Consider the following 25,897-nt stretch of genomic DNA (forward strand, 5'->3'; position numbering starts at 1 on the left):
TTAGTTTACTTCGATTTCAATATTTTCATAATAAAAATTGCCTTCATTGTCTATACCTTGAATATTAAGCAGTATAGATTTTTGTCCTAATGTTGGGATTTTAAATTCAAAATCACCTTTATCATCTGTGTAAATAGAAGGAATCCAATTTATAGTTCCATATTTTCTAAAGGATAGATTTGTGTAATTCATATATTGCGGATTTTTAAAAGAAATTTCTTTTTGGAAACCACTTTTAATTTGAAATGTTTTTGAATTTTTACTAGCTTCTTTTGTAGTGCCAAATCGTTTTTTTGTGTAAATTCTTATGACACCACTTGGAGAAATCATTCCTTGACCATAACCTCTTTTGTTTAGATATATTTCTTCTACATCTTTAAGCGATAAGTTTAATAGTATTTCAAAACTTCTTAATGGTGCATCATCTAAATATACGCTTGGGACTAATGAACCAAGAAATGAATTTGCTGTTTTAGTTGCAATGACTACTTTGTTTATGTCAACCTTTACATCAAACCCATGTGTGCTAATATAACTTAAAACGTCTTGGTATTGTTGTGCTATTGAATCGTCGATTTTCACTCCAGTTGTTCCTGTTCGATTTTCATAATTTTCTGTGTATAAAAATTTTTCTTCAACAGTTTCGGTTAGAACAACTTCGTTAAGTTGGTTGACAGTTTCGATATAAGGATAATCTGAATTGTATTCTGCTAAAGGAATATATTTATTAGTACTGCATTTAAAAAAATTGCTTGATATAGATTTTAAAAATTTATTTTCATTATTTGATATTTTAGTGTTCAAATTAACATTTTCATATTTTGAATTATTTTTTAATAATGAAATAAAGAAATTAGTTGAATCAATAGCTACTATATTATCAAATTTGAAATTATTTTCATTATCAAGATTTGTTTGTAGATTTATTCTGTTTGCGTTTGATGATAAAAAAACGGTATAATTTTCTTTGTTTTTGATTTCTGTAATTGTTGAGCCTTCAATTGTTAAGCCAACATCAAAAGGGTATTTAATAATAGGTTTTTTAGTTGTAATATCTTTCCAGTTATATTTAATATTATTTTGATTTAATAAGGCTAAATCTAATTCATACTGTTTATTTCGATTAAAATCTTTGAAATAATAAGAGTAATTTTCTAATTTAGTTGCTAAGTAGTTGTCGAAATTAAGTTGAGATGCGATAGCATCATTCTCAAAAACTGAAGTGGTTTCTTTTGGAAGAATACTAATACTAAAATTAGCTATTTTGTTTTTTAAATGACCTTTTATAAGTAAAGAATCATTGTTTATTTTGCTTTTTTCTAAAACAAGTTTTGAATTATTTTCTACATGATTGTAAATTATTCTTTCACAATATAAATTATTGTTTTGATCTACAATTCGTATGAAATTTAAGCCTTTAAATAAGTTGTTTTTTTCTAAAATGATGTCTTTAGTAGTATTTTCTAAATAAAAATCAGCTAAAGCAACTTGATTGTTTTTTTGGATAACCAAAGTAAAGTTTTCGTCTTTAATTTTCTCAAAAGTAAATGGATTTGTTTTAACATTTATTGAGAAATTATTGTCATCAGAATAGTTGTTAATACTCATAGTTATTCCTTCTGAAACCACTTGAGGAAGATTTTTTTCAATTTTTACTTCGTTTTGCTCTGCTACTATTTTGTATTGTTCATTTTTGGTTTTTAAAAGATCAAATTTCCCATAACCTTGACTATTGGTTGAAAATTGATTAATCATATTGTTTTTAGCATCATATACTTTGATGTTATTCAATTTTATTCCTTCTCCAGAACAGTTTTTAATTTGTACACCAACTGTATTATCACATTGAAATAATAATTTGCCTCCTTCAACAGAAATAGTAATTGATTCTTTGTCAATTGTATTGTTACTGCTAATTGTTGACTTGTCTTTAGTATTAATTATTTCTATAGGGAAAATTGAAGATTCGTCTTCTTCAAAATTATTCATAAAATTAGTATAGGTATGAATATAGTATGTTCCAGAAGTGAATTTACTATCAAGTTTTAAATGACCAATGATAATTCCGCTATTAGCTAAAAATAGTTTATTTGTTATTTCATTTTTGTTTTTATCTAAAATTCTTACATAAACATTAGTGGTTTCATAATTTAAACCATTTGATTTTTTATCAACTACATAACCTTTAAACCAAATAGTTTCATTGGTCAAGTAACTACTTTTGTTAAAATGCAAGTGAATGTTCTCACTAACTAAGCTGTAATAATCATTTACAGATTTAATAATTAGTTGGTGATTGTCTTTTTCTTGAGCATTTGTAGTCAAAAAAAGAAATGAAAAAGCCAGTAGTAAATAGGTTTTATACATGACGGTATTTTTTATAAATATAAAAAAAATCCGACAAGTATTACTTGTCGGATTATTTTTTTTTATTTTATGTAAAATATTACATCATACCAGGCATTCCACCGCCCATTGGCATCGCTGGAGAGTCTTCTTTAATGTCAATTAAAGCACATTCTGTAGTTAATATCATTCCAGAAACCGAAGCTGCATTTTCTAAAGCTACACGTGTTACTTTTTTAGGGTCAATAATTCCTGCTTTAAGCATTTGTACGTATTCACCAGTTTTAGCATTGAAACCAAAATCAGCTTTTCCGTCTAATACTTTTGCAATTACAACAGAACCTTCTCCACCTGCATTTTCAACAATAGTTCTTAAAGGAGATTCGATTGCTCTATTTACAATTTGAATTCCGGTTGCTTCATCTGCATTTTCTGGTTTTATTTTTGCTAAAGCAGCTTTTGCTCTAACTAAAGCAACTCCACCACCAGCAACAATTCCTTCTTCTACAGCAGCTCTTGTTGCATGTAATGCATCATCAACTCTGTCTTTTTTCTCTTTCATTTCTACTTCAGAAGCAGCACCAACATATAAAACAGCAACTCCACCAGCTAATTTAGCTAAACGTTCTTGTAGTTTTTCTTTATCGTAATCTGAAGTTGTAGTTTCAACTTGCGCTTTAATTTGATTTACTCTAGCTTTAATGTTTTCTTTAGAACCCGCACCATTTACAATAGTAGTGTTGTCTTTATCTATAGTAACGTTTTCAGCTGTTCCAAGCATTTCTAAAGTAGCATTTTCTAGTGAATAACCACTTTCTTCTGCAATTACAGTTCCACCAGTTAAGATAGCGATGTCTTCTAGCATGGCTTTTCTTCTGTCTCCAAAACCTGGAGCTTTTACAGCAGCAATTTTTAATCCACCTCTTAATTTGTTTACTACTAAAGTTGCTAAGGCTTGGCCATCAACATCTTCAGCAATAATTAATAAAGGTTTACCTGATTGAGCAACTGGTTCAAGAATAGGTAATAACTCTTGTAAGTTTGATATTTTTTTGTCGAATAATAATATGTAAGGATTATTTAATTCAGCAATCATCTTATCTGCATCTGTTACGAAGTAAGGTGATAAATAACCTCTGTCGAACTGCATTCCTTCAACAATATCTACGTAAGTATCTGTTCCTTTTGCTTCTTCAACAGTGATTACACCCTCTTTTCCAACTTTGTTGAAAGCAGTAGCGATTAATTCACCAATTGTTTCATCATTATTCGCTGAAATAGAGGCAATTTGTTTTATTTTTTCTGAAGAATTTCCGACAGTTTGAGATTGTTTAGCTAAATCTTCAACGATTGCTTCAACGGCTTTGTCAATTCCTCTTTTTAGATCCATTGGATTTGCTCCAGCAGCAACATTTTTTAAACCTTCTTTTACGATAGCTTGTGCTAAAACTGTTGCAGTTGTTGTTCCATCACCAGCTAAATCATTAGTTTTTGAAGCTACTTCTTTAACCATTTGTGCTCCCATATTTTCTAATGGATCCACTAATTCTATTTCTTTTGCAACGGTTACACCATCTTTTGTAATTGTTGGTCCACCAAATGATTTGCTAATAATTACATTTCTTCCTTTTGGTCCTAATGTAACTTTAACTGCATTTGCTAATGCGTCAACACCTCTTTTTAATCCATCACGTGCATCAATGTCGAATTTAATATCTTTTGCCATTTTATTTTTATTTTTTTATCCGTTGGCTATAGCCGAACGGCAATTTATTAATCTTAATTCTTAATACTTATGTCTTAATACTCTAATTAAATAATTGCGTAAATTTCTTCTTCTTTCATAATTAGGTAATCATTACCTTCATATTTTAATTCTGTACCAGCATATTTGCCGTACAATACTGTATCTCCAACTTTAACAGTCATTGTGTAATCTTTTTTACCGTTCCCAACTGCTACAACTGTTCCTTTTTGTGGTTTTTCTTTAGCCGTATCAGGAATAATTAATCCTGAAGCTGTTGTAGTTTCTGCAGCCATTGCCTCAATTACTACTCTATCTGAAAGTGGTTTTATGTTTAATGACATAGTTTTATGTGTTTTAATTTATTAAATGTTCTATTTGTTTAAATTCAGAAATTATGCCAATGCTATATTTATGCCATTTTTTCCAATAAAAAAAGCCAGCACTGACAGGCTGGCATTTATTTATATAGTTACTAAAGAATTATTTAGCAATAGTGTCGTTTGGTTGAGTTGCTGTTGCTGCTGGAGTTGTAGGAACTACTGGAGCAGTAATTTCGCTTTCGTTTACGATCTTTGAACCGTTAACACCACCATTTTCAAAACTTAAAGTAGATAAGAAAATTAAAACGATTAACGCTATTCCTAAATACCAAGTACTTTTATCTAAAAAGTCTGTAGTTTTTTGAACACCACCTATTTGTTGTGTACCTCCAAAAGAAGAAGATAATCCTCCACCTTTAGGGTTTTGTACCATAATTGCTAATATTAATAGAAAACATACTATTGTAATTGCTATTAAAAAACCTGTAAATCCCATAATTAATTATTTTGTTGTAAATCCTTTATATCTTTTATTCGGGTTGCAAAGAAAATACTTTTTTCTGGATATTTCAAAATTAATATTTCATAAGCTTGAATTGCTTTCTTATATTTTTTTTGTTCCAAGTAAATTCTGGCTAATGTTTCTGTCATTAAATGAGTTGGTTCTTGCGAAACTTTTTCAATAATAGCAGTGTTTATAGCAGTTTCTTTAAGAGGGCCAATTTTTGGATTGGTCTCAATAAACCTGTCTATAATATCTAATTTTTTCTTTTTTTCTTCTGGAAAATTTTCTTCAGTTTCTTCAATTTCTCTTTCAATTGGTGCAAATTTTGTTAATTGTAGCCATTCTGAGAAAGAATGTTTTTCTTGAGATTCAAAATGTAAAGGCTTATTTATGTCTAGTTTTTCTTCAATTTCTGATAATGGCTCTACACTTTTTTCATTAGAAGCTTTAAACTCTTCTACTTCAATATTATTTTGTAATGCATTAGGGTTTAAGATTTCAAAACTTCCTACAAAAATTTCATTTATTTCTTTTTGTTGTTTTTCAATTAATTCTGTGTTTACTGTTTTGAAATTATCTGAAGTTACGAAATCAAATAAAATAGTTCTATCCGTTGTATGTGCTGCGGTTTTTTTTAATTCAAAATTATATCTGTAACTATTTAAATTATATAAGCCTTTTAGATATAAAGCACGCATGCCTTGAAAATAAGGGTATTGATTTAAAATAGTTTCCAATGCCATAGTTTGATTTTCATCTACAGCATCAGGATTGTTTAATAAATATGTTATTTTACTTATGTTCAATTTGAATTATTTTTTACCATTTAGCCAAAGCTTCATTAAAAATGTCTTGTGTAATTCTATCAAAAATTACGTCTAATGATTTTGTTAATTGCGATCCTGTTAATTGAGTGTTACCGTCAAAATCGTTGTAAAAAGAAAATCGTTTTTCAAAATCGTCTTCTTCTTTGTTTCTATTGGTATATCTAACATTTATAGAAATTGTTAATCTGTTTTGTGCTGCTGTTTGGTCAGCCGTTGCAGTCATTGGAGTGATTCTGTACTCTGTTATTTCACCTTCAAATAATAATTCTCCACCAGCATTTGTTAGGTTTAAATTAGTCTGATCTTGTATTAAATCTTGTAATTTTAAAGTAAAGGTTCTTTCGATTCCAGGTTCAATTAGGTCTGCATTATTTGCAAAATAGTTTACCTGAAATGTTTTAGCTTCAATTGGTTTTGCTCCAGTAAAGTTATATGCACCACAACCATTCAATAGAATCGAAACAAGAATTAATACTATATATTGTGTTTTTTTCATTTTTAAATCTGATTTTTAAAGGTCATATTGCTTGATTTTTCTATATAAAGTCCTTTCAGAAATTCCTAACTCATCAGCTGCTGCTTTTCTTTTTCCTTTGTTTCTTTCTAAAGATTTTTTAATTAATTCTATTTCTTTTGCTTCTAGACTTAATGTTTCTTCCTCTTCTATTGCTTCTGCAAAAAGGTAATTACCATCATCTTCATCTTCATCTTCAATGTCTTCATATTGTTCTTGATTTTGATGCGTTTTAGATGGAATCATTTCTAGTCTTGGTTCCTCGTCAAAAGTAGTTTTATTTTCTTCGGATTTACCATAAATTTTCTGAATCAAACCTTTGTTGGCTTCTTGTACGTTAGAATTTCCATTTTTGATTAAGTCAAGAGTTAGTTTTTTTAAATCAGACAAGTCACTTTTCATGTCAAAAAGTACTTTGTACAGAATCTCTCTTTCGTTACTGAAGTCGTTTTCTGCTTTTTTATCCTTTATTAAAGCGGGTAAATTTGAACCTTCTTGGGGTAAATAGGAGTGAAGGGTTTGTAATGAAATTTCTCGATTAGTTTCTAAAACTGAAACTTGTTCAGCAATATTTCGCAATTGTCGAATGTTTCCATTCCATCTATATTTTATTAAATATTGAGCAGCATTTTCGTCCAATTTTATTGGAGGCATATTATATTTATGGGCAAAATCTGAAGCAAATTTGCGAAACAATAAATGAATGTCGTCTTTTCTTTCCCTTAAAGGAGGTAATAGTATTTCAACTGTACTTAATCTATAATATAAGTCTTCTCTAAACTTTCCTTTTTCAATAGCTTCAAACATGTTGACGTTTGTTGCTGCAACAATTCTAACATTAGTTTTTTGAACTTTTGAAGAACCTACTTTAATAAATTCACCATTCTCTAAAACACGAAGTAAACGAACTTGAGTTGTTAAAGGTAATTCTCCAACTTCATCTAAAAAAATTGTTCCACCATCTGCAACTTCAAAATAACCATCGCGAGCTCCAGTAGCACCGGTAAATGAACCTTTTTCATGTCCAAATAGTTCACTGTCAATTGTTCCTTCTGGAATTGCTCCACAGTTTACGGCAATATATTTTCCATGTTTTCTATGCGAAAGGGAATGGATTATTTTAGGCATACTTTCCTTTCCAACACCACTTTCTCCAGTAATTAATACGGAAATGTCTGTTGGCGCTACTTGGATAGCTTTTTCAATAGCACGATTTAGTTTTGGATCATTTCCAATAATTTCAAATCGTTGTTTTATGTTTTGTATGCTTTCCATATTTATTTAAAAAGGGTTAAAAGTTTATAGGTTTAAAAGTTTATGAGGCTTTCGTAATTAAATATTTGTTTCCAATTATAATAATTTTTTACACGCAATACCTTTTAAACTCTTAACCCATTAACCTTTTAAACTAATTCATAACTTCACTATAACCAACTGCTTCTCCTTTTAGAGTTGCACCTGTACAGTCTTTTATTTTTACTAGAACAAATTCTCCAACTTTATAGTTTTCTTTTGGAAAAACAGTAACCATATTTTCAGAGTTTTTTCCACTCCATTCTTGGTCTGATTTTTTTGATGCTTTTTCAATTAGAACTTCAACAACTTCACCTACGAATCGTTTTGTTCTTGTTTCACTAATTTTTTGTTGTAAATCAACTATTTCTTGCAAACGTCTTTTCTTAACTACTTCAGGAACATCATCTTCTAATTTTCTTGCGGCAAGTGTTCCTGGTCTTTCAGAATAAGAGAACATATAGCCAAAATCATATTGAACATATTCCATTAAACTTAAAGTGTCTTTATGGTCTTCTTCGGTTTCTGTTGGGAAACCAGCTATTAAATCTTGAGAAATTGTTACGTTTGGAATGATAGCTTTAATTTTATCAACAAGTGTCATATATTCTTCACGAGTATGTTGACGATTCATTTCTTTTAATATTCGAGTGCTTCCACTTTGAACTGGTAAATGAACATAATTACAAACATTATGGTGATTTGCAATTACGTGCAAAACTTCTTCATGCATATCTTGTGGGTTTGATGTAGAAAATCTAAAACGCATTTTAGGAAACGCAATTGCACACATTTCAAGTAATTGAGCAAAGTCAACCGAAGTTGCTTTTTCCATTTCAGATGCTTTTACAAAATCTTTCTTCAGTCCGCCACCATACCATAAATAACTATCCACATTTTGCCCTAAAAGACAAACTTCTTTAAAGCCTTTGTCCCATAAATCTTGAATTTCTTGAATAATACTTTGTGGTTCTCTACTACGTTCTCTTCCTCTTGTAAAAGGAACAACGCAAAAGGTGCACATGTTATCACAACCACGAGTGATTGAAACAAATGCCGTTACACCGTTACTATTTAATCTAACCGGAGAAATATCTCCGTAAGTTTCTTCTTTTGATAATATTACATTTATTGCATCACGGCCATCTTCAACTTCAGCTAATAAATTTGGTAAGTCTTTGTAAGCATCTGGTCCAACTACCAAATCAACAATTTTTTCTTGTTCTAAAAACTGTTCTTTTAATCGTTCAGCCATACAACCAAGAACTCCAACTTTCATTTTTGGATTCACATCACGTTTTACAGCATTATATTTTTCTAAACGTTTTCTAATTGTTTGTTCAGCTTTATCTCTAATTGAACAAGTGTTTACTAAAACTAAATCTGCTTCTTCAAGAACTTGAGTTGTATTGTAACCTTGTTCATTAAGAATTGAAGCTACAATTTCACTGTCTGAAAAATTCATAGCACAGCCATAACTTTCAATAAAAAGTTTTTTTGTATTTGTGTTTTTTTGTTCAAGGACTAATCTTTCTCCTTGCTTGTTTTCGTCGATTACCTTTTCCATATTCAAAATTCCTATATTTCAGAAGGCAAATATAATACTAAATTACAAAATATGACAAGTTGGCAGATTTAGTTTAACTATAAATTAGTAATATTGTGAAAAAAAAATCAAAATATGTCTTTTGCAAATAGTAAAGAAAAAATTAAAAACAGTTATCCAGCTGATTTTGGAACAGTATTCAATCAGTCAATTGAATTGTTTAAGAAAACTTGGACTCAAGGCTTAATGATGTTTGTTCTGCTTTTTGCTTCAATTATTTTTGTTCAGTTTCTTTTAGCAATGCCAATTATTGCTTTGGTAACTTCTTCAAATTTTATAGATACTCCTTCAATGAATGGCTATTATGCCTTAATGGGAATACTTTTAATTGTTTTCGTCTTTTTTTTCATTGCATGTATAATTACTTTAGCTAATGGGTTATTAGGAGGGTTGTATGTGGTTTATAAAAAAGCTGATCATAATGAAATGTTTACAACAAGCGATATGTTTGTTTTGTTAAAAGGGAATAGAATTTTTAAAACATTTAGAGTAAGTATACTTCAATTGCTAGTGATATTGGTTTCATATTTAATGTGTGTTTTCCCAATAATTTACACATCAATTCCTATAAGTTATATTATTGTTATATATGCTTTTAATCAAGATTTGTCTGCAACTGAAATAGTTAAATTGGCTTTTGCAATTGGTAATAAAAATTGGGCTCAAACTTTTCTACTTAGATTAGTAACTTCATTCGTGTCAATGTTGGGGATATTTTTATGTGGTATAGGTATCTTTGCTACTTTCGCTATAGTGCTTATACCTTTATATTATGTATACAAACACGCAATTGGTTTTGATGATCAAAATGAGTTAAATTCCATAGGGCAATCAGAAGAAATATAAATGGAATAAAACGTTAAAAGTTGAAAGTTTAAAAAAAACGCATACTTTTGCGCAAATAAAAAAATCAGAATGGCAAAGAATTTAGTAATCGTTGAGTCACCTGCAAAGGCAAAAACAATCGAGAAATTTCTAGGAAAAGATTTTCAAGTCGAATCAAGTTATGGCCATATTGCCGACTTGCCTTCAAAGGAAATAGGTGTTGATGTAGAAAATGGTTTTAAACCAAAGTATGAAGTTTCTTCTGATAAAAAAGCGCTTGTAAGTAAACTAAAAACACTTGCTAAAAATGCCGACATGGTTTGGCTGGCTTCCGATGAAGACCGAGAAGGAGAAGCTATTTCTTGGCATTTGTCAGAAGAATTAAAACTAGATAAAAGCAAAACAAAACGTATAGTTTTTCACGAAATTACCAAATCAGCTATTTTAAAAGCAATTGATAATCCAAGAGATATTAATTATAATTTAGTAAACGCACAACAAGCACGTAGGGTTTTAGATAGATTAGTTGGTTATGAACTTTCACCTGTACTTTGGAAAAAAGTAAAAGGAGGTTTATCTGCTGGTCGTGTACAATCTGTCTCTGTTCGATTAATTGTAGAGCGTGAAAGAGAAGTGCAGGAATTTAATTCAGTTGGAACTTATAGTATAACTGCAGAATTCAATACTGAAAAAGGAAAAAGTTTTAAAGCTAAATTGCCTAAAAACTTCAATACAAAACAAGAAGCGGAAGATTTTTTAAAGAAAAATATTGGTACAAATTTCAAAGTTGCTGATTTAGAAACTAAACCAACAAAGAAAACTCCAGCTGCGCCCTTCACAACTTCGACTTTGCAACAAGAAGCTGCTCGTAAATTATATTTACCAGTTGGAATCACAATGCAAATTGCTCAACGTTTATATGAAGCCGGTTTAATTACTTATATGAGAACTGATAGTGTTAATCTTTCGCAAGATGCTATGAAAGCAGCAGAAGACGAAATTACACGTTCTTACGGTAAAGAATTTAGCAAACCAAGAAGTTTTAATAATAAAAGTAAAGGAGCACAAGAAGCTCACGAGGCCATTCGTCCAACAGATATGTCACAACATACTGTAAATGTAGAAAGAGATCAAGCTAGATTGTACGATTTAATTTGGAAAAGAACCTTAGCTTCACAAATGAGTGATGCGCAATTAGAACGTACAAACGTAAAAATTGAAGCTAATAACCATAATGAAACATTTACTGCAAGTGGAGAAGTTATAAAATTTGAAGGATTTCTAAAAGTTTATTTAGAAGGAAATGACGATGATGACGAAGAGCAAGAAGGATTACTTCCTGCAATGAAGGTAAATGAAAAACTTACAAATTCTTATATTCAAGCTACAGAACGTTTTTCTCGTCCACCTGCAAGATATACAGAAGCGTCGTTGGTTAAGAAGTTAGAAGAATTAGGAATTGGTCGTCCTTCTACATATGCACCAACCATTTCAACTATTATCAATAGAAACTATGTTGAAAAAGGAAGTTCAGAAGGAGCAGAAAGAAAATATACGCAATTTACTTTGTTAAGTAACGAAGTTAAATCAAAAGTGCTTACAGAAACTACGGGTTCAGACAAAGGGAAAATGGTTCCAACTGATATTGGTACCATTGTAAATGATTTTTTGGTTAAAAATTTCTCAGCGATATTAGATTACAATTTTACAGCAAAAGTGGAGCAGGATTTTGATGAAATTGCTGAAGGAAATATCGATTGGACCAACATGATGAATGAGTTTTATTCAAAATTCCATCCAAATGTTGTTGATGTAGAAGAAAATGCGGATAGAGAAAGTGGAGAAAGAATTTTAGGAACTGATCCGAAAACAGGAAAACCAATTTCTGTACGTTTAGGAAAATTTGGACCAATGGCTCAAATTGGTGATGCGGAAGATGAAGAAAAGCAATTCGCAAGTTTAAGTCCAGATCAAAATATCGGAACTATAAATTTAGAAGATGCTTTAAAATTATTTTTATTGCCTAAAAATTTAGGAACCTATAAAGATGAAGAAGTAGAAGTTAATAACGGTCGTTTTGGACCTTATGTTCGTTTTGGTAAAATGTTTGTATCCTTGCCAAAAGGAGAAGATCCGTTAGATGTAACATTTGATAGAGCTAAAGAATTAATTGCTGAAAAAGAAGAAGCTGATGCTCCAGTTGGAACTTATGATTCTTTACCAATTCAAAAAGGTGTTGGTCGTTTTGGTCCTTTTATCAAATGGAATGGATTGTTTATTAACGTAAATAAGAAATACAATTTTGATAATTTATCGCAATCAGACATGAATGAATTGATTAAAGATAAGGTTCAAAAAGAAATAGATAAGGTAATTCACGATTGGAAAGAAGAAGGAATTCGTGTTGAAAAAGCAAGATGGGGTAGAAGTGTTATCTTGAAAGGTAAAGTCAAAATCGAATTAAGCAAGGATATTGATGCAGCTGCTATGACTTTGGAAGAAGTTAAAGATATTATTGAAAAGAAAGCACCTGCAAAGAAAAAAGCTCCGGCTAAAAAGAAAGCACCTGCTAAAAAAACTACTGCAAAAAAGAAATAATATATGATGTTTGATTTTTTACAACCTTTATCAGATGATTTGGTTATAGACATTCATAGAGTGTCTAATCAGGCATTGGGTAAGAAAGTTATTCTTCATAACCATCAAGAAACTCCTGTTTTGGAGGAAGATACAATTGCTATCATAGGTGTTTTGGATAATAGAGGTTTGAATTCTGTAAACACTTTAGAAGACTTAGATGAAATAAGATTACAGTTTTATAATTTATTTCCTGGAAATTGGAATACCAATATTTATGATTTAGGTGATATTATTGCAGGAAGTACAATTGAAGATACATATTATGTTGTAAAAACTGTTTGTGCTGAATTAATAAAAAAACGAATCATACCAATAATAATAGGAGGGAGTCAAGATATATCTTACGCAATGTATAGAGCATACGATAATCTTGATCAAATGGTAAACCTTGTTGCTGTCGATGGTAAATTTGATTTTGAAAACGGTCAAAATTCAGAGTTAGCAGATTCTTATTTGTCAAAAATGATAGTTGATGAGCCTAATAATTTATTTAATTATTGCAATATTGGTTATCAAACCTATTATAATTCGCAAGAAGAGATAGATTTAATCGAAAAATTATATTTTGACGCCTACAGGTTAGGTGAGGTTTCACATAATACAACTATCGCAGAGCCAGTGTTTAGGGATGCCGATATTGTTAGTATAGATATGAGATCTGTTAAATCTAGTGCTTCAGGAAATAAAAAACCTTTTGTTCCAAATGGTTTTAATGGAAAAGAAATATGTATATTAGCCAGATATTCTGGGATTAGTGATAAGGTTTCGTCTTTTGGTGTATTTAATCATAATAATTCAAAAGAAGAGTCTGTTTTAATTTCCCAAGTAATATGGTATTTTATAGAAGGATATCATTATAGGTCTAAAGAGTATCCAATTGGGACAAGAGAAAATTTTATTAAATACATTGTTCCTATAGAAGATGAAGAATTAGTGTTCTATAAAAGTAATTATTCTGAAAGGTGGTGGATAGAGATTCCGTTTACAAATTCGAGTAATAAGTTAAAGAGAAATACGTTGTTGCCGTGTTCAAATGAGGATTATATTCTAGCAACACAACAAGAGATTCCTAATAGATGGTGGAAAGCTCAAAGAAAAAACAGTATTTAAGCACAATAAATAAATAATAGTTGCGTTTTATGACAGTAAAATGATACAGTTTAAAGAAATTTTGTGATTTTTTTAATAAAGTATTGCTTTTGTCAAATAAAATAAATAGGTTTACGCCCTGAAAAAATTAAAAATTTTAACCCAAATTTAATATGAAGAAGTTCATAATATTTTCGTTGTTTGTTTCAATCCTTGCAAGTTGTGGAGGAAGTGACAAAGGAGAACTTGTAGGAGTTAAAGGAAAAAAATGGCATCCTGAAAAGCCATATGGTATGACACTTGTTCCTGGTGGAGCGTTTATCATGGGTAAATCCGATGATGACCCTGCCAACATGCAAGACGCACCTACTAAAACTGTAACTGTTCGTTCTTTTTATATGGATGAAACTGAGATTACAAACTCAGAATACCGTCAATTTATCGAATGGGTAAAGGATTCAACAATTAGAACAAGATTAGCAATATTAGCAGACGAGATGGGTCAAACACCTGGTAGTGGTGGTATTGGTGAGTTCGCTTTTAATGATGCTGATCCGGCAAATATGTCGCCATACGACAAATACATGTATGAGAATTATTATAGTATTGGTACTGACGATGATCCGTTTGCGGGTAGAAAGTTAAACAAAAAAGCTAAATTGTTTCTAGATCCACAAAAATACCCAGATGAGTATTATGTTGAGGTAATGGATTCAATGTATTTGCCAGCTGCTGAATCTTATAATGGTTTAAGAACAATTGATGTTGCTAAATTAAAATTTAGATATACAGAAGTTGACTTAAATGAGGCTGTAAAACAAAAAGGAAGAAAAGGATTTGTTAAGAAAACAGAGCCGGTTGAAATTTATCCTGACACTACTGTTTGGATTAAAGATTTTGCTTATTCTTACAATGAGCCTATGCATAATGATTATTTTTGGCACCAAGCTTACAGTGATTACCCTGTAGTAGGTGTTACTTGGAAACAAGCAAAAGCATTTTGTGCATGGAGAACTCTAAAAAAGAATTCTTATATCAAACAAAAGAAAGGTAGAGATTTAATAAATCAATTCAGATTGCCAATTGAAGCTGAGTGGGAATATGCTGCTCGTGGAGGTATAGAATCTGCAACTTTTCCATGGGGAGGACCTTATGCTCATAGTGATAGAGGATGTTTTTTGGCTAACTTTAAACCAAATCGTGGTGATTATGCAGCTGATGGTGCATTGTACACTGTAGAAGCTAAATCAATGGAGGCTAATAACTTTAACCTATATAACATGGCTGGAAATGTTTCTGAATGGACTGAGACATCATATGATCCAGGTGCTTATGAATTTGTTTCAACTATGAATCCAAACGTTCCAGATAGAAAAAACCAACGTAAAGTTATTCGTGGTGGTTCTTGGAAAGATGTTGCTTATAATTTACAAAATGCAACTCGTGACTTCGAATATGCAGATTCTGCAAGAAGTTACATAGGTTTCAGAACAGTACAAGATTACATGGGTACTCAGACTACTGGTCAATAAGAATATTATCAAACTATATATTAAACTAAACTAAATTAACAAAAAAACTTAACTAACTAAAAAATTTATTATGGCAATTTTAAGTAAAAAAATGATGAACTTTGCTTACGGTATGGGAGCAGCAGTAGTAATTGTTGGAGCTTTATTCAAAATTATTCACTTTGAAATAGGACCTTTAACAGGAAACGTAATGTTAACTATTGGTCTTGTAACTGAAGCTATTATTTTTGCATTATCAGCATTTGAACCTGTAGATAACGAATTGGATTGGTCTCTAGTTTATCCTGAATTAGCAGGTGGAGAAACTTCTGGTAAAAAAGTAAAACAAGAAAATCCAGCTGAAGCTCAAGGTTTATTGTCTCAAAAATTAGATACAATGTTAAAAGAAGCTAAAATTGATGGAGATTTAATGTCAAGTTTATCTAACAGTATCAAAAATTTTGAAGGAGCAGCAAAAAATATAGCACCAACGGTTGATTCTATTGCATCACAAAAGAAATATAGCGAAGAAATGTCAATGGCAGCTTCTCAGTTAGAGTCTTTAAATAGTTTGTATAAATTACAACTAGAAAGCGCAAACAGAAATGCTGAAGCTAATAAAGAGATTGCTGAAAATGCATCTAAATTAAAAGATCAAATGCAAAGTATGACTTCTAACATCGCATCTTTAAACTCAGTTTATGGTGGAATGTTAACAGCAATGAGCAATAGAGGATAATTGGTTTTATCTATTAAATAAAAATTTATTAATTAAAACTAATTAACACAACACAAAATGGCAGGAGGAAAATTAACCCCTAGACAGAAGATGATTAACCTAATGTACTTGGTTTTCATCGCAATGTTGGCATTAAATATGTCAAAAGAAGTATTATCGGCTTTCGGAATTTTAAATAACAAAATTGTAGAATCAAATTCAATTTCTGATCAGAGAAATTCAGCTTCTTTCGCTCAACTTGCTCAAAAAGCAGTTGACCAACCAGGGCAGTTTGGTGAGAAAAAAGTAAAAGTTGAAAAAATCAGAAAGTTATCTGCAGACTTTTCTTCGTATTTAGAAGGATTAAAAACAGATCTTACTAAGAAATATGAAAGAAAAGAAAATGGTGATTTACCTTTCGAAGAAATGGACAAAGGTGATGACTTAAACGATCTTTTCTTTAAAGGAGACAAGGTTTCAGCTAAAGGTCAAGAATTTTTAGATAAAATTAGCAACTACGTTACTCAATTAAAACAAATTGGTGGAAGTGCTATTGCTGCTGCTGAAATGAAAAAAATTGAAGAAAGATTTGCTACAAATCCAGTTAAATCTGAAAAAGCTGGTACAACTCTTTCTTGGTTAGATTATAACTATAAAGGATTTCCACTTATTGCAAGTATTACTAAATTCTCTCAATTACAAGCTGATATTAAAACTACTGAAAATGATATCATGGCAGGTATGTTTCAATCTGACTTAATTGCTGCTGCTTCTTTAACAGCTTATCAACCAATTGTTGTTTTAGATAAAACAGCTTATTTTCAAGGTGAAGCTGTGACAGGGAAAGTTATATTAGGGAAATTTGATCCATCTTTAAAAGCTAAGTCAGTTGTCCTTAATGGGGCTAACTTAAAAGCAGAATCTGGTCAAGCATCTTTCTCTTTTGGAGCTGGAAATGTTGGTGAAAAAACTATGACAGGTTCATTTAATTTTGATGAAAACGGTAAAGTTATTAGCTTACCTATTAAAGGAAACTATGTTGTTGTGCCACGTCCAAATTCAGCTACTATTTCTGCTGATAAAATGAACGTTGTATATAGAGGAGTTGATAACCCTATTACTGTTACTTTTGCTGGTATTTCAGCTGATAAAGTTTCTGCATCTGGTTCTGGATTATCTTCAGCAGGTGGAGCAGGAAAATATGTTATGAGACCAGGTAGTGGTACAGAGGTAAAAATTACTGCAACAGGTAAATTACCTGATGGAAAACCTGTTTCTGATGCGAAAGTTTTCAGAATCAAAAATTTACCTAGTCCAACTGGTAAAGTTAGAGGTGAAACTGCAGCAATGGGTTCTACTTCAAATTTAGAGTCTGTTTCAATTACTGCAGTTCTTGAAGATTTTGATTTTCCAGTTTCGGTTAATGTAACTGAATTTACAATCAAAGTTCCTGGTGAACCGACTATAAAAGTTAGTGGAAACAGAATGGATAGTAGAGCAAGATCAGCTATTAAAAAAGCTAAGCGTGGTGATGTTATTGTAATCAATAATATTAAAGGTAATTTTGTTGGAATTAACTTAGGTGTTAAACCTGCTTCTGCTTGTACTTACGAAATACAATAATTTTACAATATTTGAGTTTTATTAAAAACTAATATTTTATATAATGAATTACAAAAATTTATTTTTAGCATTAATAACATTTGGTACGATTACAGTTTCGGCTCAGTCAAACCTATTAAATGCTAAAACTCCAGACCAGATTGGTAAAAAATCAGAGGCACAAATGAATTCTGACAATGATAAACCTTTACCTTATGGATATGTAGATGATAGAGATGTATTGTTTGGAAAAACAGTATGGGAAATAATTGATCTTGATGAAAGAGTAAATTTCCCTATGTATTATCCTATTGACGAATCTTTAGGTGATAACAGAAAATCATTATATAGCGTTTTAGTTGCCGGAATTCGTGCTGGAAAAATTTCTGAAGTTTATGACTCTAGTTATTTTACAACAAAGAAATCTTTAAAAGACATTGAGGCTTCATTAGTTAAAATTGATACAACCCCAGGTGGTATTGATCAAATGAATGAAGATTATGAAGCGTATAAATCTGGATCAAGAGAGATAGATAAACAATTTATAAATGTAACTGAGCTTAAAGCTATTGATGTTGATGGATACAGAGTAGTTGGAAGATGGTACTTTGACAAAAGACAAGGAGAATTAAAGTACCGTATGTTAGGTATTTGCCCAATTATCCCAGATGTTTATACTATGGGACAAGAAGAAAAAGATTATATCGATTTATTCTGGGTATTTTTCCCTTCAGTAAGAGAAGTATTACACGAAAATTATGCTTTTAATGGTGTTAACTCTTCTGCTCCAATCTCATTTGATCATTTGTTAAATGCACGTAGATTTAGTGCTACTATTTATCAAGAAGAAAATGTACAAGGAGATAGAAAAATTAGCGAGTACATGAAAGAAAATGCTCAAATGCAATTATTAGAATCAGAAAGAATAAAAGAAAAAATTAGAAACTTCGAACAAGATATGTGGAGTTACTAAATTCGATTAAACTTTAAATTATATAAAAACTCTTACCATTTATTTGGTAAGAGTTTTTTACTTTTACACCATGATAGATTTTATAATAGTAGGAAATGGTTTAGCTGGAATTTGTTTTGCAGAAATTGCAATTCAAAATAATAAATCTGTTTATGTTTTTGATGATAATTCGCAGCCATCTTCAAAAATCGCAGGTGGATTATATAATCCTGTAGTGTTAAAAAGATTTAGTGAAGTCTGGAAAGCTAAGGAACAATTAGAAATAGCTTTTCCTTTTTACAAATCTATTGAAGAAAAACTAAGTTTTACATTTGATTATAAAATTCCAATCTATAGAAGATTAGCATCTGTCGAAGAACAAAACAACTGGTTTCAAGCTGCAGATAAACCTAATTTATCTGGTTTCTTGTCATCTAATTTAATAACTGAAAAACTAACGAATATAGAATCTTCTTTCGGTTTTGGAGAAGTATTAGAAACTGGTTATCTAGATATTGCTACTCTAATTAAAAATTATTCTGACTATTTATTAAGCTTAAATCTATACTCTTCAGAAAGATTTGAATATGATAAAATCAAGATTGAAGAAGGCTATATTGAATACAAAAATAGTAAAGCAAAACATATCATCTTTGCAGAAGGCTTTGGACTGCATTCTAATCCATTTTTTAATAATTTACCTTTAGACGGAACAAAAGGAGAATTACTTATCATTAAAGCCCTTAATCTACAGTTAGATCTTGTGGTGAAATCAAATATCTTTATTCTTCCAATCGGAAATGATTTATATAAAGTAGGAGCAACTTACGACTGGAAAGACAAAACTAACAATCCAACTGAAGAAGGAAAAAAAGAATTAGTTGAAAATCTAAAAGATTTAATTACTTGTGATTTTGAAATTATTAAACATTTTGCAGGTGTTAGGCCAACCGTTAAAGATAGAAGGCCTTTAGTAGGTTCTCATCACAAATATAAAAATGTTCATGTTTTGAATGGCTTAGGCACAAGAGGAGTAATGCTTGCACCATATTTGTCAACCCAATTATTCAAAAATATTGAGGGTAATATTCCTTTAGAAAACGAAATAAATATTCAAAGAATCTATAAAAAAATGAATATTATTTAGCCTTTTTGTTTTCCTTCCAATCCTTATCATAAGAAATAAACATGTTAATCCATATATTTCTTGCTAATCGCATATTTATAGGCATTAACACAACTAATGTTACTACAATTGCAATAAATGCTGTCATAATTGTACTGCTAAAAAACACATAAGATAGTATAAAAGCAGCAACTGAAAAAGCAACACCTAAACCATAACTAACATACATCGCTCCATAAAAAAAAGAAGGCTCTAAGCTGTACTTTAAATTACAATGGCTACATCTTTCGTGCATTTTGTAAATATTCATTAAATTAAATGGGTTTTTATCCAAATACATACTTTCTTCAGAACATTTTGGACAACTTCCTGTTAAAATACTATTTAGTTTGGATCCTTTTTTTAACATTTGCAAAAATTTTATTCAAAGATACGATAAGAAGGAATTATCTTTGTAACAATTGTAACAAAATATAATGCTAAACATACACAATTTATCGGTTTCCTTTGGTGGAACATTTTTATTTGAAGAAGTCACTTTTAGATTAGGTGCAGGAGATAGAGTAGGACTTGTTGGAAAAAATGGTGCAGGAAAATCAACCATGTTGAAAATTTTGGCAGGTGATTTTAAACCAGATTCAGGTGTAATTGCAACCGAAAAAGAAGTAAAAATGGGTTTTCTTCGTCAAGATATTGATTTTGAAGAAGGAAGAACAGTTCTAGAAGAAGCTTATCAGGCTTTTGAGGAAATTAAAAAAACTGAGTTTCGTATAGATGAAATCAATCATCAATTATTGACTAGAACAGATTATGAAAGTCAAGGTTATTCTGAATTAATTGAAGAATTAAGCGATCTAACACACCTTTATGAAATTTTAGGTGGATATAATTATGTTGGAAATACTGAAAAAATCCTTTTAGGTTTAGGTTTCAAACGTGAAGATTTCAATAACCTTACGTCTACTTTTTCTGGTGGATGGAGAATGCGTATTGAATTAGCTAAATTGTTACTTCAAACAAACGATATTCTGCTTTTAGATGAGCCAACCAATCACTTGGATATTGAAAGTATTATTTGGTTAGAAGGTTTTTTAAGAAATTTTGCAGGAGTTGTAGTTATCGTTTCGCATGATAAAATGTTCTTAGATAATGTCACAAATAGAACAATAGAAATTTCTTTAGGAAAAGCATACGATTTTAATAAGCCTTATTCACAATATCTTGAATTACGTCACGAAATACGTGAAAAACAATTAGCTACTCAAAAAAATCAATCTAAAAAGATTGAGGAAACAGAAAAGTTAATTGAAAAATTTAGAGCCAAAGCTTCTAAAGCATCAATGGCACAATCGCTTATCAAAAAATTAGATAAAGTAGAAAGAATAGAAGTTGATGAAGACGACAATTCTGTTATGAATATCTCTTTTCCTGTTTCACAAGTTCCCGGAAGAGTTGTTATCGAAGCAGATAAAGTCACAAAAGCTTATGGTGATAAAACAATTCTAAAAGACATTTCATTATTAGTGGAACGTGGAAGTAAAATCGCTTTCGTGGGTCAAAATGGTCAAGGAAAATCGACTTTCATTAAAGCAATTGTTAACGAATTCAAATATGAAGGATCAATTAAATTAGGACATAATGTACAACTAGGTTATTTTGCTCAAAATCAAGCAGAATATTTAGATGGCGAAATTACGTTGTTAAGAACAATGGAAGACGCTGCAACCGATACCAATCGCGCGAAAGTTCGTGATATGTTAGGTTCGTTTTTATTTGGTGGAGATGATGTGGAAAAGAAAGTAAAAGTGCTTTCTGGTGGTGAACGTAATCGTTTGGCTTTGTGTAAATTATTGTTGCAACCTATCAATGTTTTGGTAATGGATGAGCCAACAAATCACTTAGATATCAAATCTAAAAACGTTTTAAAAGCAGCCTTACAAAAATTTGAAGGAACGTTACTTTTGGTTTCTCACGATAGAGATTTCTTGCAAGGAATGTCTAATTTGGTTTATGAATTCAAAGATCAAAAAATAAAAGAATATTTGGGTGATATTAATTATTTCTTAGAACAACGCAACATGGAAAATATGCGTGAAGTCGAGAAAAAAGATGTAGCCAAAAAAGAAGAGCCAAAAACCAATAATAAAGTTTCTTACGAAGATCAAAAGAAAGGTAAATCTCTTCAAAATCGTCTTAGTAAAATTGAAAGTCAAATAAAAGAGTTAGAAATTAATATTCAAAAAGACGATAAAGAATTGGCTTCTAATTATAATAAGCTAATTGAAAACGCTGCTTTTTTCATGGCTTACGAAAAGAAAAAGAAAGAATTAGATAAGTTGTTAGAAGATTGGGAAAATGTGCAAGCAGAGATTGATAATATGTAGCTTTATCCAGCTATTCATTACAAGAAAACAACCAAAAACAACATTTTGTTTATAAAAAAAAGGAGCTTCTTTTTAGTCGCTCTTTTTTTTATACAAAATTGTCGTTTTCAGCCGTTTTGCTTTTCATTACTATCTGGGCTAGGGTATTAGTTATAAAGAAAATAATCGTTAAACTTTGTCATTCTGAACTTGATTCAGAATCTGAATCAACTCAATAAAAAATTAAATTTTTACTTAAACGGATTTCTTTCTTTCCATTCTGTTTTTGGTTCTAAATAACAAAACAATTTACTAATTCCTTTGTCAATTAAAGGATTGGAATGTTTCAAAAAACCAAACATTTCTTCTGGTTTTGCGCCAACCGAACTTTTGATTTCTAAAGCTGTTCTAGCAAATACAATTTCTTTAAACTCTTTTTTAATGGAGTAAGCATTCATGTCATATAGCATATTCAGATACAGCATTTTTTCACGCTGAATTGTATCATCATAGCCTAAAAAATAAGTATCCATGGCTTTGCCATTTTTGATCAACGTGTTAAAGCCAATCATTTTGTCATTCAAAAAGTAACCATAGAATAAAAAGTTATCATCAAGCGTTTTTTTAAACTCACAAAAGTGATTATTGGCTAAAAAAAAAGTATTAAAAGGAGCGTTTTTAGCTACATGATGATACAATTCATTAATTGTACTCTCGTATTTTTTAATCTCTTCACAAGATAATTTTCGCTTTTCAACATCAACTATTTTCTTTCTTGCTCTTTTATATTGGTCTCTGTATTTCTTGCTTAAAGCGTTTATGTAATCTTGTTCCGTTTTCCAATCTTTTGGTATAGAGAATAACATATTAGGCTGCGTAGTAAACTTGTAATAGTCTTTTAAAACAGAATTTATCTCAACAGAAGTTTTAGTGTCAAAATCTTTAAAAACGGTTAAATGAATTTTGGTTTTTTGTTGTTTAAACTGAATTTTTAAATTTTCAACGGCTAATTCTAAAACTTCCATGATTTCAATTGTTGAAATGTCATCTGATTTAGCAAAAGCATTTTGTCCAGTAAGCATGTTATTTCCAACAAATAAAACATGTGAACAATAGTTTTTAAAGACAAAATTTCGAACAGAAGTTTTTATACAATTATCTCTTTCACCAAAAGATTCTAACAAGTTTAAATTTAAAAATTGCGTCAAACTAATTCCTACAAGTTCCTCATTTTTAAAGATTCCAATGAAATTACATTGCATATTTGTTGGAGCAGATTTTTCTAAAACCAACAAATAGGATGTAGATAAAAAAATATTATTTTGTGCAATTAAATCCCATTCAGTAGGAAGGTTGTTTGCTGAATTATATATTTTAAATGTTTTAATAGCTTTTCTTTTTTTCAAATATAAAACAACCTTTTCTTTCAGAATTTTTTTTAAGGAATTTTTATTAAACTTATGTAGATAACTGATAATTATTTACGGTTTTACCGTAATTACTGATAATTAATCACTAAAAATTACGGTTTTACCGCATATCTTTATGGTTTTTGTGCTTTTCTTGTAATATTCTTTTTTTGTTGATGTTAAGTCTGTTACATTAGCACTATAAATATCCCAAATTTATAGATTATGAAAAACCTTAAACTACAAGTGCTAATTTTATTACTGATTTCATCATCAGTATTTGCAACGATTTCAAGAAATGAAAAAAATGCTTTATTAGATTTATATACAGCAACTAACGGTGATAATTGGCATACAAAATGGGACTTTAATAAGCCGGTTGAATCTTGGTATGGTGTAACAGTTGTAAACGATAAAATTGTTGGTTTGGAGTTAATAGCTAATAATCTAGATGGTTTTATTCCAAGTTCTATACAGGATTTAAAATTTTTAGTAAACTTTAATGTTTTAAAAAATAAATTAAAAGGTGATTTTCCTGCGGAATTATTTAAAATACCAACAATTAAACATATAAATATTTCCTTTAACATGTATAAAGGACATTTGCCTGAAAGTATAAGTCTAGCTTCAAGTTTAGTAAGCCTTGAGCTTTTTATGAATCAGTTTTCAGGAAACTTACCTAATAATATAGGTAATCTTGTTAATCTTGAAGTTTTGTCATTGTTTAATAATAACTTTGAAGGAAGTTTACCATTAGGCCTGTATGATTTAAAAAACTTAAAAGAATTACATTTAAATAGTAATTTTTTCGATGGAGAGCTAGATAATAATATAGCTAATTTAAGTAGTCTTGAAAACTTAAGTTTATTTGATAATAAATTGGAAGGAACTATTCCGTCATTAGAAAAACTAACTAATTTAAAAGCTTTAAATCTTTCATTAAATAGTTTTGTAAATTTTTCAGATGAAGCTTTAGTTAGTTTAGATAAATTTAAGTTACAGATGTATAAAAATAATACAAAAGAAAAAGTGCTTATAGGTCAAAAAAATGCAACTATAATAGTTTCAAATAATAATATTAAAGGAAATCCTGTTTCTTTATCAATAAAAGAGTAGTTATTTAATTGGTTTTAAAAAAGGGAAGTATTTTTAATACTTCCCTTTTTTTATTTAATTATTTCCATCCGCATATGATAGCTCCCATTACAGTCATTACAACAACCCAATAACCAGCAGTTACAAAAACATATTTCCAAGATTTTTGTTCAAATAGTGCGTTTGTTGCGACTATTGGTAAAGCCAGAAATAACCCTGATATTAGACCATGAAATGCACCGTGTTTAAATGTTCTAAAGGCATCAGCATAATCTGTCATGAATGCATTGTAAGATGGTAAGGCTTTTGTGTTATCCCCACCTATCATGCCTAAGGCTCCAAATTGATGTATTGTCAACACTTGCATCATAAAGGCAAAAATAAAGGCAAAAATAAAAGTAAGGCCAAATATTTTTAACATATTTCCTTGTTTAGCTTTTTCATCTGTCATGCCAATTTCATTCATCCATATAGTTCCAAATACTTTTGGATTATACCAAATAAATCCCACAACAAAACTCGATAATGCAGCTGCTAAAATAGCTAAGTAATTCATTTCCATAATTAATATAGTTTATAGGTTAGTGTATCAAAGATAGAAAATTAAACAATTAGATAAACAATTGTTAAAATTTAGGCATAAAAAAACCATCATTGAAATATGATGGTTTTAAAGTATATATGGTGGATAGTTACTCTGCAGCAACTAATTTGCTAGAACTTCTGTATAAAAAGTTTGTATAAACATGTCTTCTTGCAAAACGACTTGGTGATTCTGCATTAACCATTTTTACATAAGTATTTCTTGGAACACCAAAGTATTCAAATTTTGAACCATCAAGAAATTGAATGTATAAAACAGTTTTGTCCATATAAAAATCTCCAATATTGAAGTTTTTTATGGTTGCTTCATAAGCATCTTTTACTTTTTCTTGCGTTTCTGGAGCAATACTAACTAAAAAGTGATACGCTTCAATAACGTTTTTACTTTTTTCTTCAGCAATTAATCTCTCATCTGCATCTGCAATAGTATCAGGATGGTCTTCCTTCATGTTGTTTCTGTAGATAGTCTTTAACTCTTTAAGAGTTACGGTCTTGTCTACGTTTAATAACTTTCTGTACTCAGCAATTTTTTTAGTATTCATAGTAAAGCAATATAAAAAGTCATGTTTAATTTGATGACTTTCAGGTTTTTATTCAAATTGGGTGCAAATGTAGTCTAATATTTTTTAATTTTTACAAAAAAATATAAAATTTAGATTTTATATCTTGGAATAACATCAGAAACAAAGGGTTTGATCTTTTGTATAATAAATATGGTATAAAAAAAACCCCAATTGAAAAATTGGAGTTTCTTAGTAGCGGGAACAGGACTCGAACCTGTGACCTTCGGGTTATGAGCCCGACGA

At 30.1% G+C, this 25,897-nt stretch carries 22 protein-coding genes; 10 read left to right on the forward strand and 12 right to left on the reverse strand.

Translation table 11 applies throughout. The features are described 5' to 3' along the window. From AAC008_RS07180 to miaB, 8 genes are all read right to left on the reverse strand, one after another. Positions 1–2,367: a hypothetical protein gene (locus tag AAC008_RS07180; protein ID WP_339888355.1), complete on the reverse strand. Its 2,367-nt coding sequence runs from the start codon at positions 2,365–2,367 to the stop codon at positions 1–3. Positions 2,368–2,446: 79 nt separating this feature from the next. Continuing rightward, positions 2,447–4,072, reverse strand: a complete 1,626-nt coding sequence (gene groL / locus AAC008_RS07185) for a chaperonin GroEL (RefSeq protein WP_339888356.1) — start codon at positions 4,070–4,072, stop codon at positions 2,447–2,449. An 86-nt stretch (positions 4,073–4,158) separates the two neighbouring features. Beyond that, positions 4,159–4,434, reverse strand: a complete 276-nt coding sequence (locus tag AAC008_RS07190) for a co-chaperone GroES (protein ID WP_339888357.1) — start codon at positions 4,432–4,434, stop codon at positions 4,159–4,161. Between the two features lie 139 nt (positions 4,435–4,573). Next, positions 4,574–4,912 (reverse strand): preprotein translocase subunit SecG, encoded by a 339-nt coding sequence (secG, locus tag AAC008_RS07195; protein WP_339888386.1) that lies wholly within the window; start codon positions 4,910–4,912, stop codon positions 4,574–4,576. Beyond that, complete coding sequence (locus tag AAC008_RS07200; protein ID WP_339888358.1) at positions 4,912–5,724, reverse strand: tetratricopeptide repeat protein; 813 nt, start codon at positions 5,722–5,724, stop codon at positions 4,912–4,914. Before AAC008_RS07200 ends, secG begins: the two co-directional genes overlap by 1 nt. Positions 5,725–5,737: 13 nt before the next feature. Beyond that, positions 5,738–6,241: an LptE family protein gene (locus AAC008_RS07205; RefSeq protein WP_339888360.1), complete on the reverse strand. Its 504-nt coding sequence runs from the start codon at positions 6,239–6,241 to the stop codon at positions 5,738–5,740. Between the two features lie 15 nt (positions 6,242–6,256). Next, the gene (locus AAC008_RS07210) at positions 6,257–7,534 is read right to left on the reverse strand and encodes a sigma-54 dependent transcriptional regulator (RefSeq protein ID WP_339888361.1); all 1,278 of its coding nucleotides are present in this window, start codon (positions 7,532–7,534) and stop codon (positions 6,257–6,259) included. Positions 7,535–7,667: 133 nt separating this feature from the next. Then, a complete protein-coding gene (gene miaB, locus AAC008_RS07215; protein WP_339888362.1) occupies positions 7,668–9,119 on the reverse strand; it encodes a tRNA (N6-isopentenyl adenosine(37)-C2)-methylthiotransferase MiaB in 1,452 nt (483 codons plus the stop codon). A 114-nt stretch (positions 9,120–9,233) separates the two neighbouring features. Between miaB and AAC008_RS07220 the strand changes: the two genes are divergently transcribed. The 8 genes from AAC008_RS07220 (at position 9,234) to AAC008_RS07255 (ending at position 19,642) form a co-directional block, all read left to right on the forward strand. Further along, on the forward strand, positions 9,234–10,004 hold the full coding sequence (locus tag AAC008_RS07220) for a hypothetical protein (RefSeq protein WP_339888364.1): 771 nt from the start codon (positions 9,234–9,236) through the stop codon (positions 10,002–10,004). 69 nt (positions 10,005–10,073) lie between these two features. Then, positions 10,074–12,581 carry a type I DNA topoisomerase gene (gene topA / locus AAC008_RS07225; protein ID WP_339888366.1) on the forward strand — a complete coding sequence of 836 codons (2,508 nt, stop codon included), beginning with the start codon at positions 10,074–10,076 and terminating at the stop codon, positions 12,579–12,581. Between the two features lie 3 nt (positions 12,582–12,584). After that, entirely contained in the window at positions 12,585–13,733 is a 1,149-nt protein-coding gene (locus AAC008_RS07230; protein WP_339888367.1) for a formimidoylglutamase, read from the forward strand. A 152-nt stretch (positions 13,734–13,885) separates the two neighbouring features. After that, on the forward strand, positions 13,886–15,244 hold the full coding sequence (gene gldK, locus AAC008_RS07235) for a gliding motility lipoprotein GldK (RefSeq protein ID WP_339888368.1): 1,359 nt from the start codon (positions 13,886–13,888) through the stop codon (positions 15,242–15,244). A 70-nt stretch (positions 15,245–15,314) separates the two neighbouring features. Next, complete coding sequence (gene gldL / locus AAC008_RS07240; protein ID WP_339888370.1) at positions 15,315–15,962, forward strand: gliding motility protein GldL; 648 nt, start codon at positions 15,315–15,317, stop codon at positions 15,960–15,962. A gap of 57 nt (positions 15,963–16,019) precedes the next feature. Further along, positions 16,020–17,564: a gliding motility protein GldM gene (gene gldM / locus AAC008_RS07245; RefSeq protein WP_339888371.1), complete on the forward strand. Its 1,545-nt coding sequence runs from the start codon at positions 16,020–16,022 to the stop codon at positions 17,562–17,564. A 43-nt stretch (positions 17,565–17,607) separates the two neighbouring features. Beyond that, positions 17,608–18,516 carry a gliding motility protein GldN gene (gldN, locus tag AAC008_RS07250; protein ID WP_339888372.1) on the forward strand — a complete coding sequence of 303 codons (909 nt, stop codon included), beginning with the start codon at positions 17,608–17,610 and terminating at the stop codon, positions 18,514–18,516. 70 nt (positions 18,517–18,586) lie between these two features. Continuing rightward, positions 18,587–19,642 carry an FAD-dependent oxidoreductase gene (locus AAC008_RS07255; RefSeq protein WP_339888373.1) on the forward strand — a complete coding sequence of 352 codons (1,056 nt, stop codon included), beginning with the start codon at positions 18,587–18,589 and terminating at the stop codon, positions 19,640–19,642. Here AAC008_RS07255 and AAC008_RS07260 read toward each other — a convergent pair. Next, complete coding sequence (locus AAC008_RS07260) at positions 19,635–20,030, reverse strand: DUF983 domain-containing protein (protein ID WP_339888374.1); 396 nt, start codon at positions 20,028–20,030, stop codon at positions 19,635–19,637. The two genes, AAC008_RS07255 and AAC008_RS07260, sit on opposite strands and share 8 nt — an antisense overlap. 67 nt (positions 20,031–20,097) lie before the next feature. Between AAC008_RS07260 and AAC008_RS07265 the strand changes: the two genes are divergently transcribed. Then, positions 20,098–22,005 carry an ABC-F family ATP-binding cassette domain-containing protein gene (locus AAC008_RS07265; RefSeq protein ID WP_339888375.1) on the forward strand — a complete coding sequence of 636 codons (1,908 nt, stop codon included), beginning with the start codon at positions 20,098–20,100 and terminating at the stop codon, positions 22,003–22,005. A 230-nt stretch (positions 22,006–22,235) separates the two neighbouring features. On the opposite strand, the gene AAC008_RS07270 is transcribed toward AAC008_RS07265, so the two are convergent. Continuing rightward, complete coding sequence (locus AAC008_RS07270; protein ID WP_339888376.1) at positions 22,236–23,390, reverse strand: 8-amino-7-oxononanoate synthase; 1,155 nt, start codon at positions 23,388–23,390, stop codon at positions 22,236–22,238. A 228-nt stretch (positions 23,391–23,618) separates the two neighbouring features. Here AAC008_RS07270 and AAC008_RS07275 point away from each other — a divergent pair, with 228 nt between their 5' ends. Beyond that, complete coding sequence (locus tag AAC008_RS07275) at positions 23,619–24,509, forward strand: Two component regulator three Y domain protein (RefSeq protein ID WP_339888378.1); 891 nt, start codon at positions 23,619–23,621, stop codon at positions 24,507–24,509. Between the two features lie 58 nt (positions 24,510–24,567). On the opposite strand, the gene AAC008_RS07280 is transcribed toward AAC008_RS07275, so the two are convergent. Both AAC008_RS07280 and AAC008_RS07285 read right to left on the reverse strand, forming a co-directional pair. Then, the gene (locus tag AAC008_RS07280) at positions 24,568–25,050 is read right to left on the reverse strand and encodes a DUF1761 domain-containing protein (RefSeq protein ID WP_339888379.1); all 483 of its coding nucleotides are present in this window, start codon (positions 25,048–25,050) and stop codon (positions 24,568–24,570) included. Between the two features lie 130 nt (positions 25,051–25,180). Continuing rightward, complete coding sequence (locus tag AAC008_RS07285; RefSeq protein WP_339888381.1) at positions 25,181–25,633, reverse strand: KTSC domain-containing protein; 453 nt, start codon at positions 25,631–25,633, stop codon at positions 25,181–25,183. Between the last annotated feature and the right edge of the window lie 264 nt (positions 25,634–25,897).

It is taken from the genome of uncultured Flavobacterium sp. (genome assembly GCF_963975515.1).
Taxonomy (GTDB): domain Bacteria; phylum Bacteroidota; class Bacteroidia; order Flavobacteriales; family Flavobacteriaceae; genus Flavobacterium.

What these genes read in the sequence shown, in the direction of transcription:
- AAC008_RS07180 (WP_339888355.1), bottom strand. Translation starts at nt 2,367, where the DNA reads ATGTATAAAACCTATTTACTACTGGCTTTTTCATTTCTTTTTTTGACT.
- groL (WP_339888356.1), bottom strand. Translation starts at nt 4,072, where the DNA reads ATGGCAAAAGATATTAAATTCGACATTGATGCACGTGATGGATTAAAA.
- AAC008_RS07190 (WP_339888357.1), bottom strand. Translation starts at nt 4,434, where the DNA reads ATGTCATTAAACATAAAACCACTTTCAGATAGAGTAGTAATTGAGGCA.
- AAC008_RS07205 (WP_339888360.1), bottom strand. Translation starts at nt 6,241, where the DNA reads ATGAAAAAAACACAATATATAGTATTAATTCTTGTTTCGATTCTATTG.
- AAC008_RS07210 (WP_339888361.1), bottom strand. Translation starts at nt 7,534, where the DNA reads ATGGAAAGCATACAAAACATAAAACAACGATTTGAAATTATTGGAAAT.
- miaB (WP_339888362.1), bottom strand. Translation starts at nt 9,119, where the DNA reads ATGGAAAAGGTAATCGACGAAAACAAGCAAGGAGAAAGATTAGTCCTT.
- AAC008_RS07220 (WP_339888364.1), top strand. Translation starts at nt 9,234, where the DNA reads ATGTCTTTTGCAAATAGTAAAGAAAAAATTAAAAACAGTTATCCAGCT.
- topA (WP_339888366.1), top strand. Translation starts at nt 10,074, where the DNA reads ATGGCAAAGAATTTAGTAATCGTTGAGTCACCTGCAAAGGCAAAAACA.
- AAC008_RS07230 (WP_339888367.1), top strand. Translation starts at nt 12,585, where the DNA reads ATGATGTTTGATTTTTTACAACCTTTATCAGATGATTTGGTTATAGAC.
- gldK (WP_339888368.1), top strand. Translation starts at nt 13,886, where the DNA reads ATGAAGAAGTTCATAATATTTTCGTTGTTTGTTTCAATCCTTGCAAGT.
- gldL (WP_339888370.1), top strand. Translation starts at nt 15,315, where the DNA reads ATGGCAATTTTAAGTAAAAAAATGATGAACTTTGCTTACGGTATGGGA.
- gldM (WP_339888371.1), top strand. Translation starts at nt 16,020, where the DNA reads ATGGCAGGAGGAAAATTAACCCCTAGACAGAAGATGATTAACCTAATG.
- gldN (WP_339888372.1), top strand. Translation starts at nt 17,608, where the DNA reads ATGAATTACAAAAATTTATTTTTAGCATTAATAACATTTGGTACGATT.
- AAC008_RS07255 (WP_339888373.1), top strand. Translation starts at nt 18,587, where the DNA reads ATGATAGATTTTATAATAGTAGGAAATGGTTTAGCTGGAATTTGTTTT.
- AAC008_RS07260 (WP_339888374.1), bottom strand. Translation starts at nt 20,030, where the DNA reads ATGTTAAAAAAAGGATCCAAACTAAATAGTATTTTAACAGGAAGTTGT.
- AAC008_RS07265 (WP_339888375.1), top strand. Translation starts at nt 20,098, where the DNA reads ATGCTAAACATACACAATTTATCGGTTTCCTTTGGTGGAACATTTTTA.
- AAC008_RS07275 (WP_339888378.1), top strand. Translation starts at nt 23,619, where the DNA reads ATGAAAAACCTTAAACTACAAGTGCTAATTTTATTACTGATTTCATCA.
- AAC008_RS07280 (WP_339888379.1), bottom strand. Translation starts at nt 25,050, where the DNA reads ATGGAAATGAATTACTTAGCTATTTTAGCAGCTGCATTATCGAGTTTT.
- AAC008_RS07285 (WP_339888381.1), bottom strand. Translation starts at nt 25,633, where the DNA reads ATGAATACTAAAAAAATTGCTGAGTACAGAAAGTTATTAAACGTAGAC.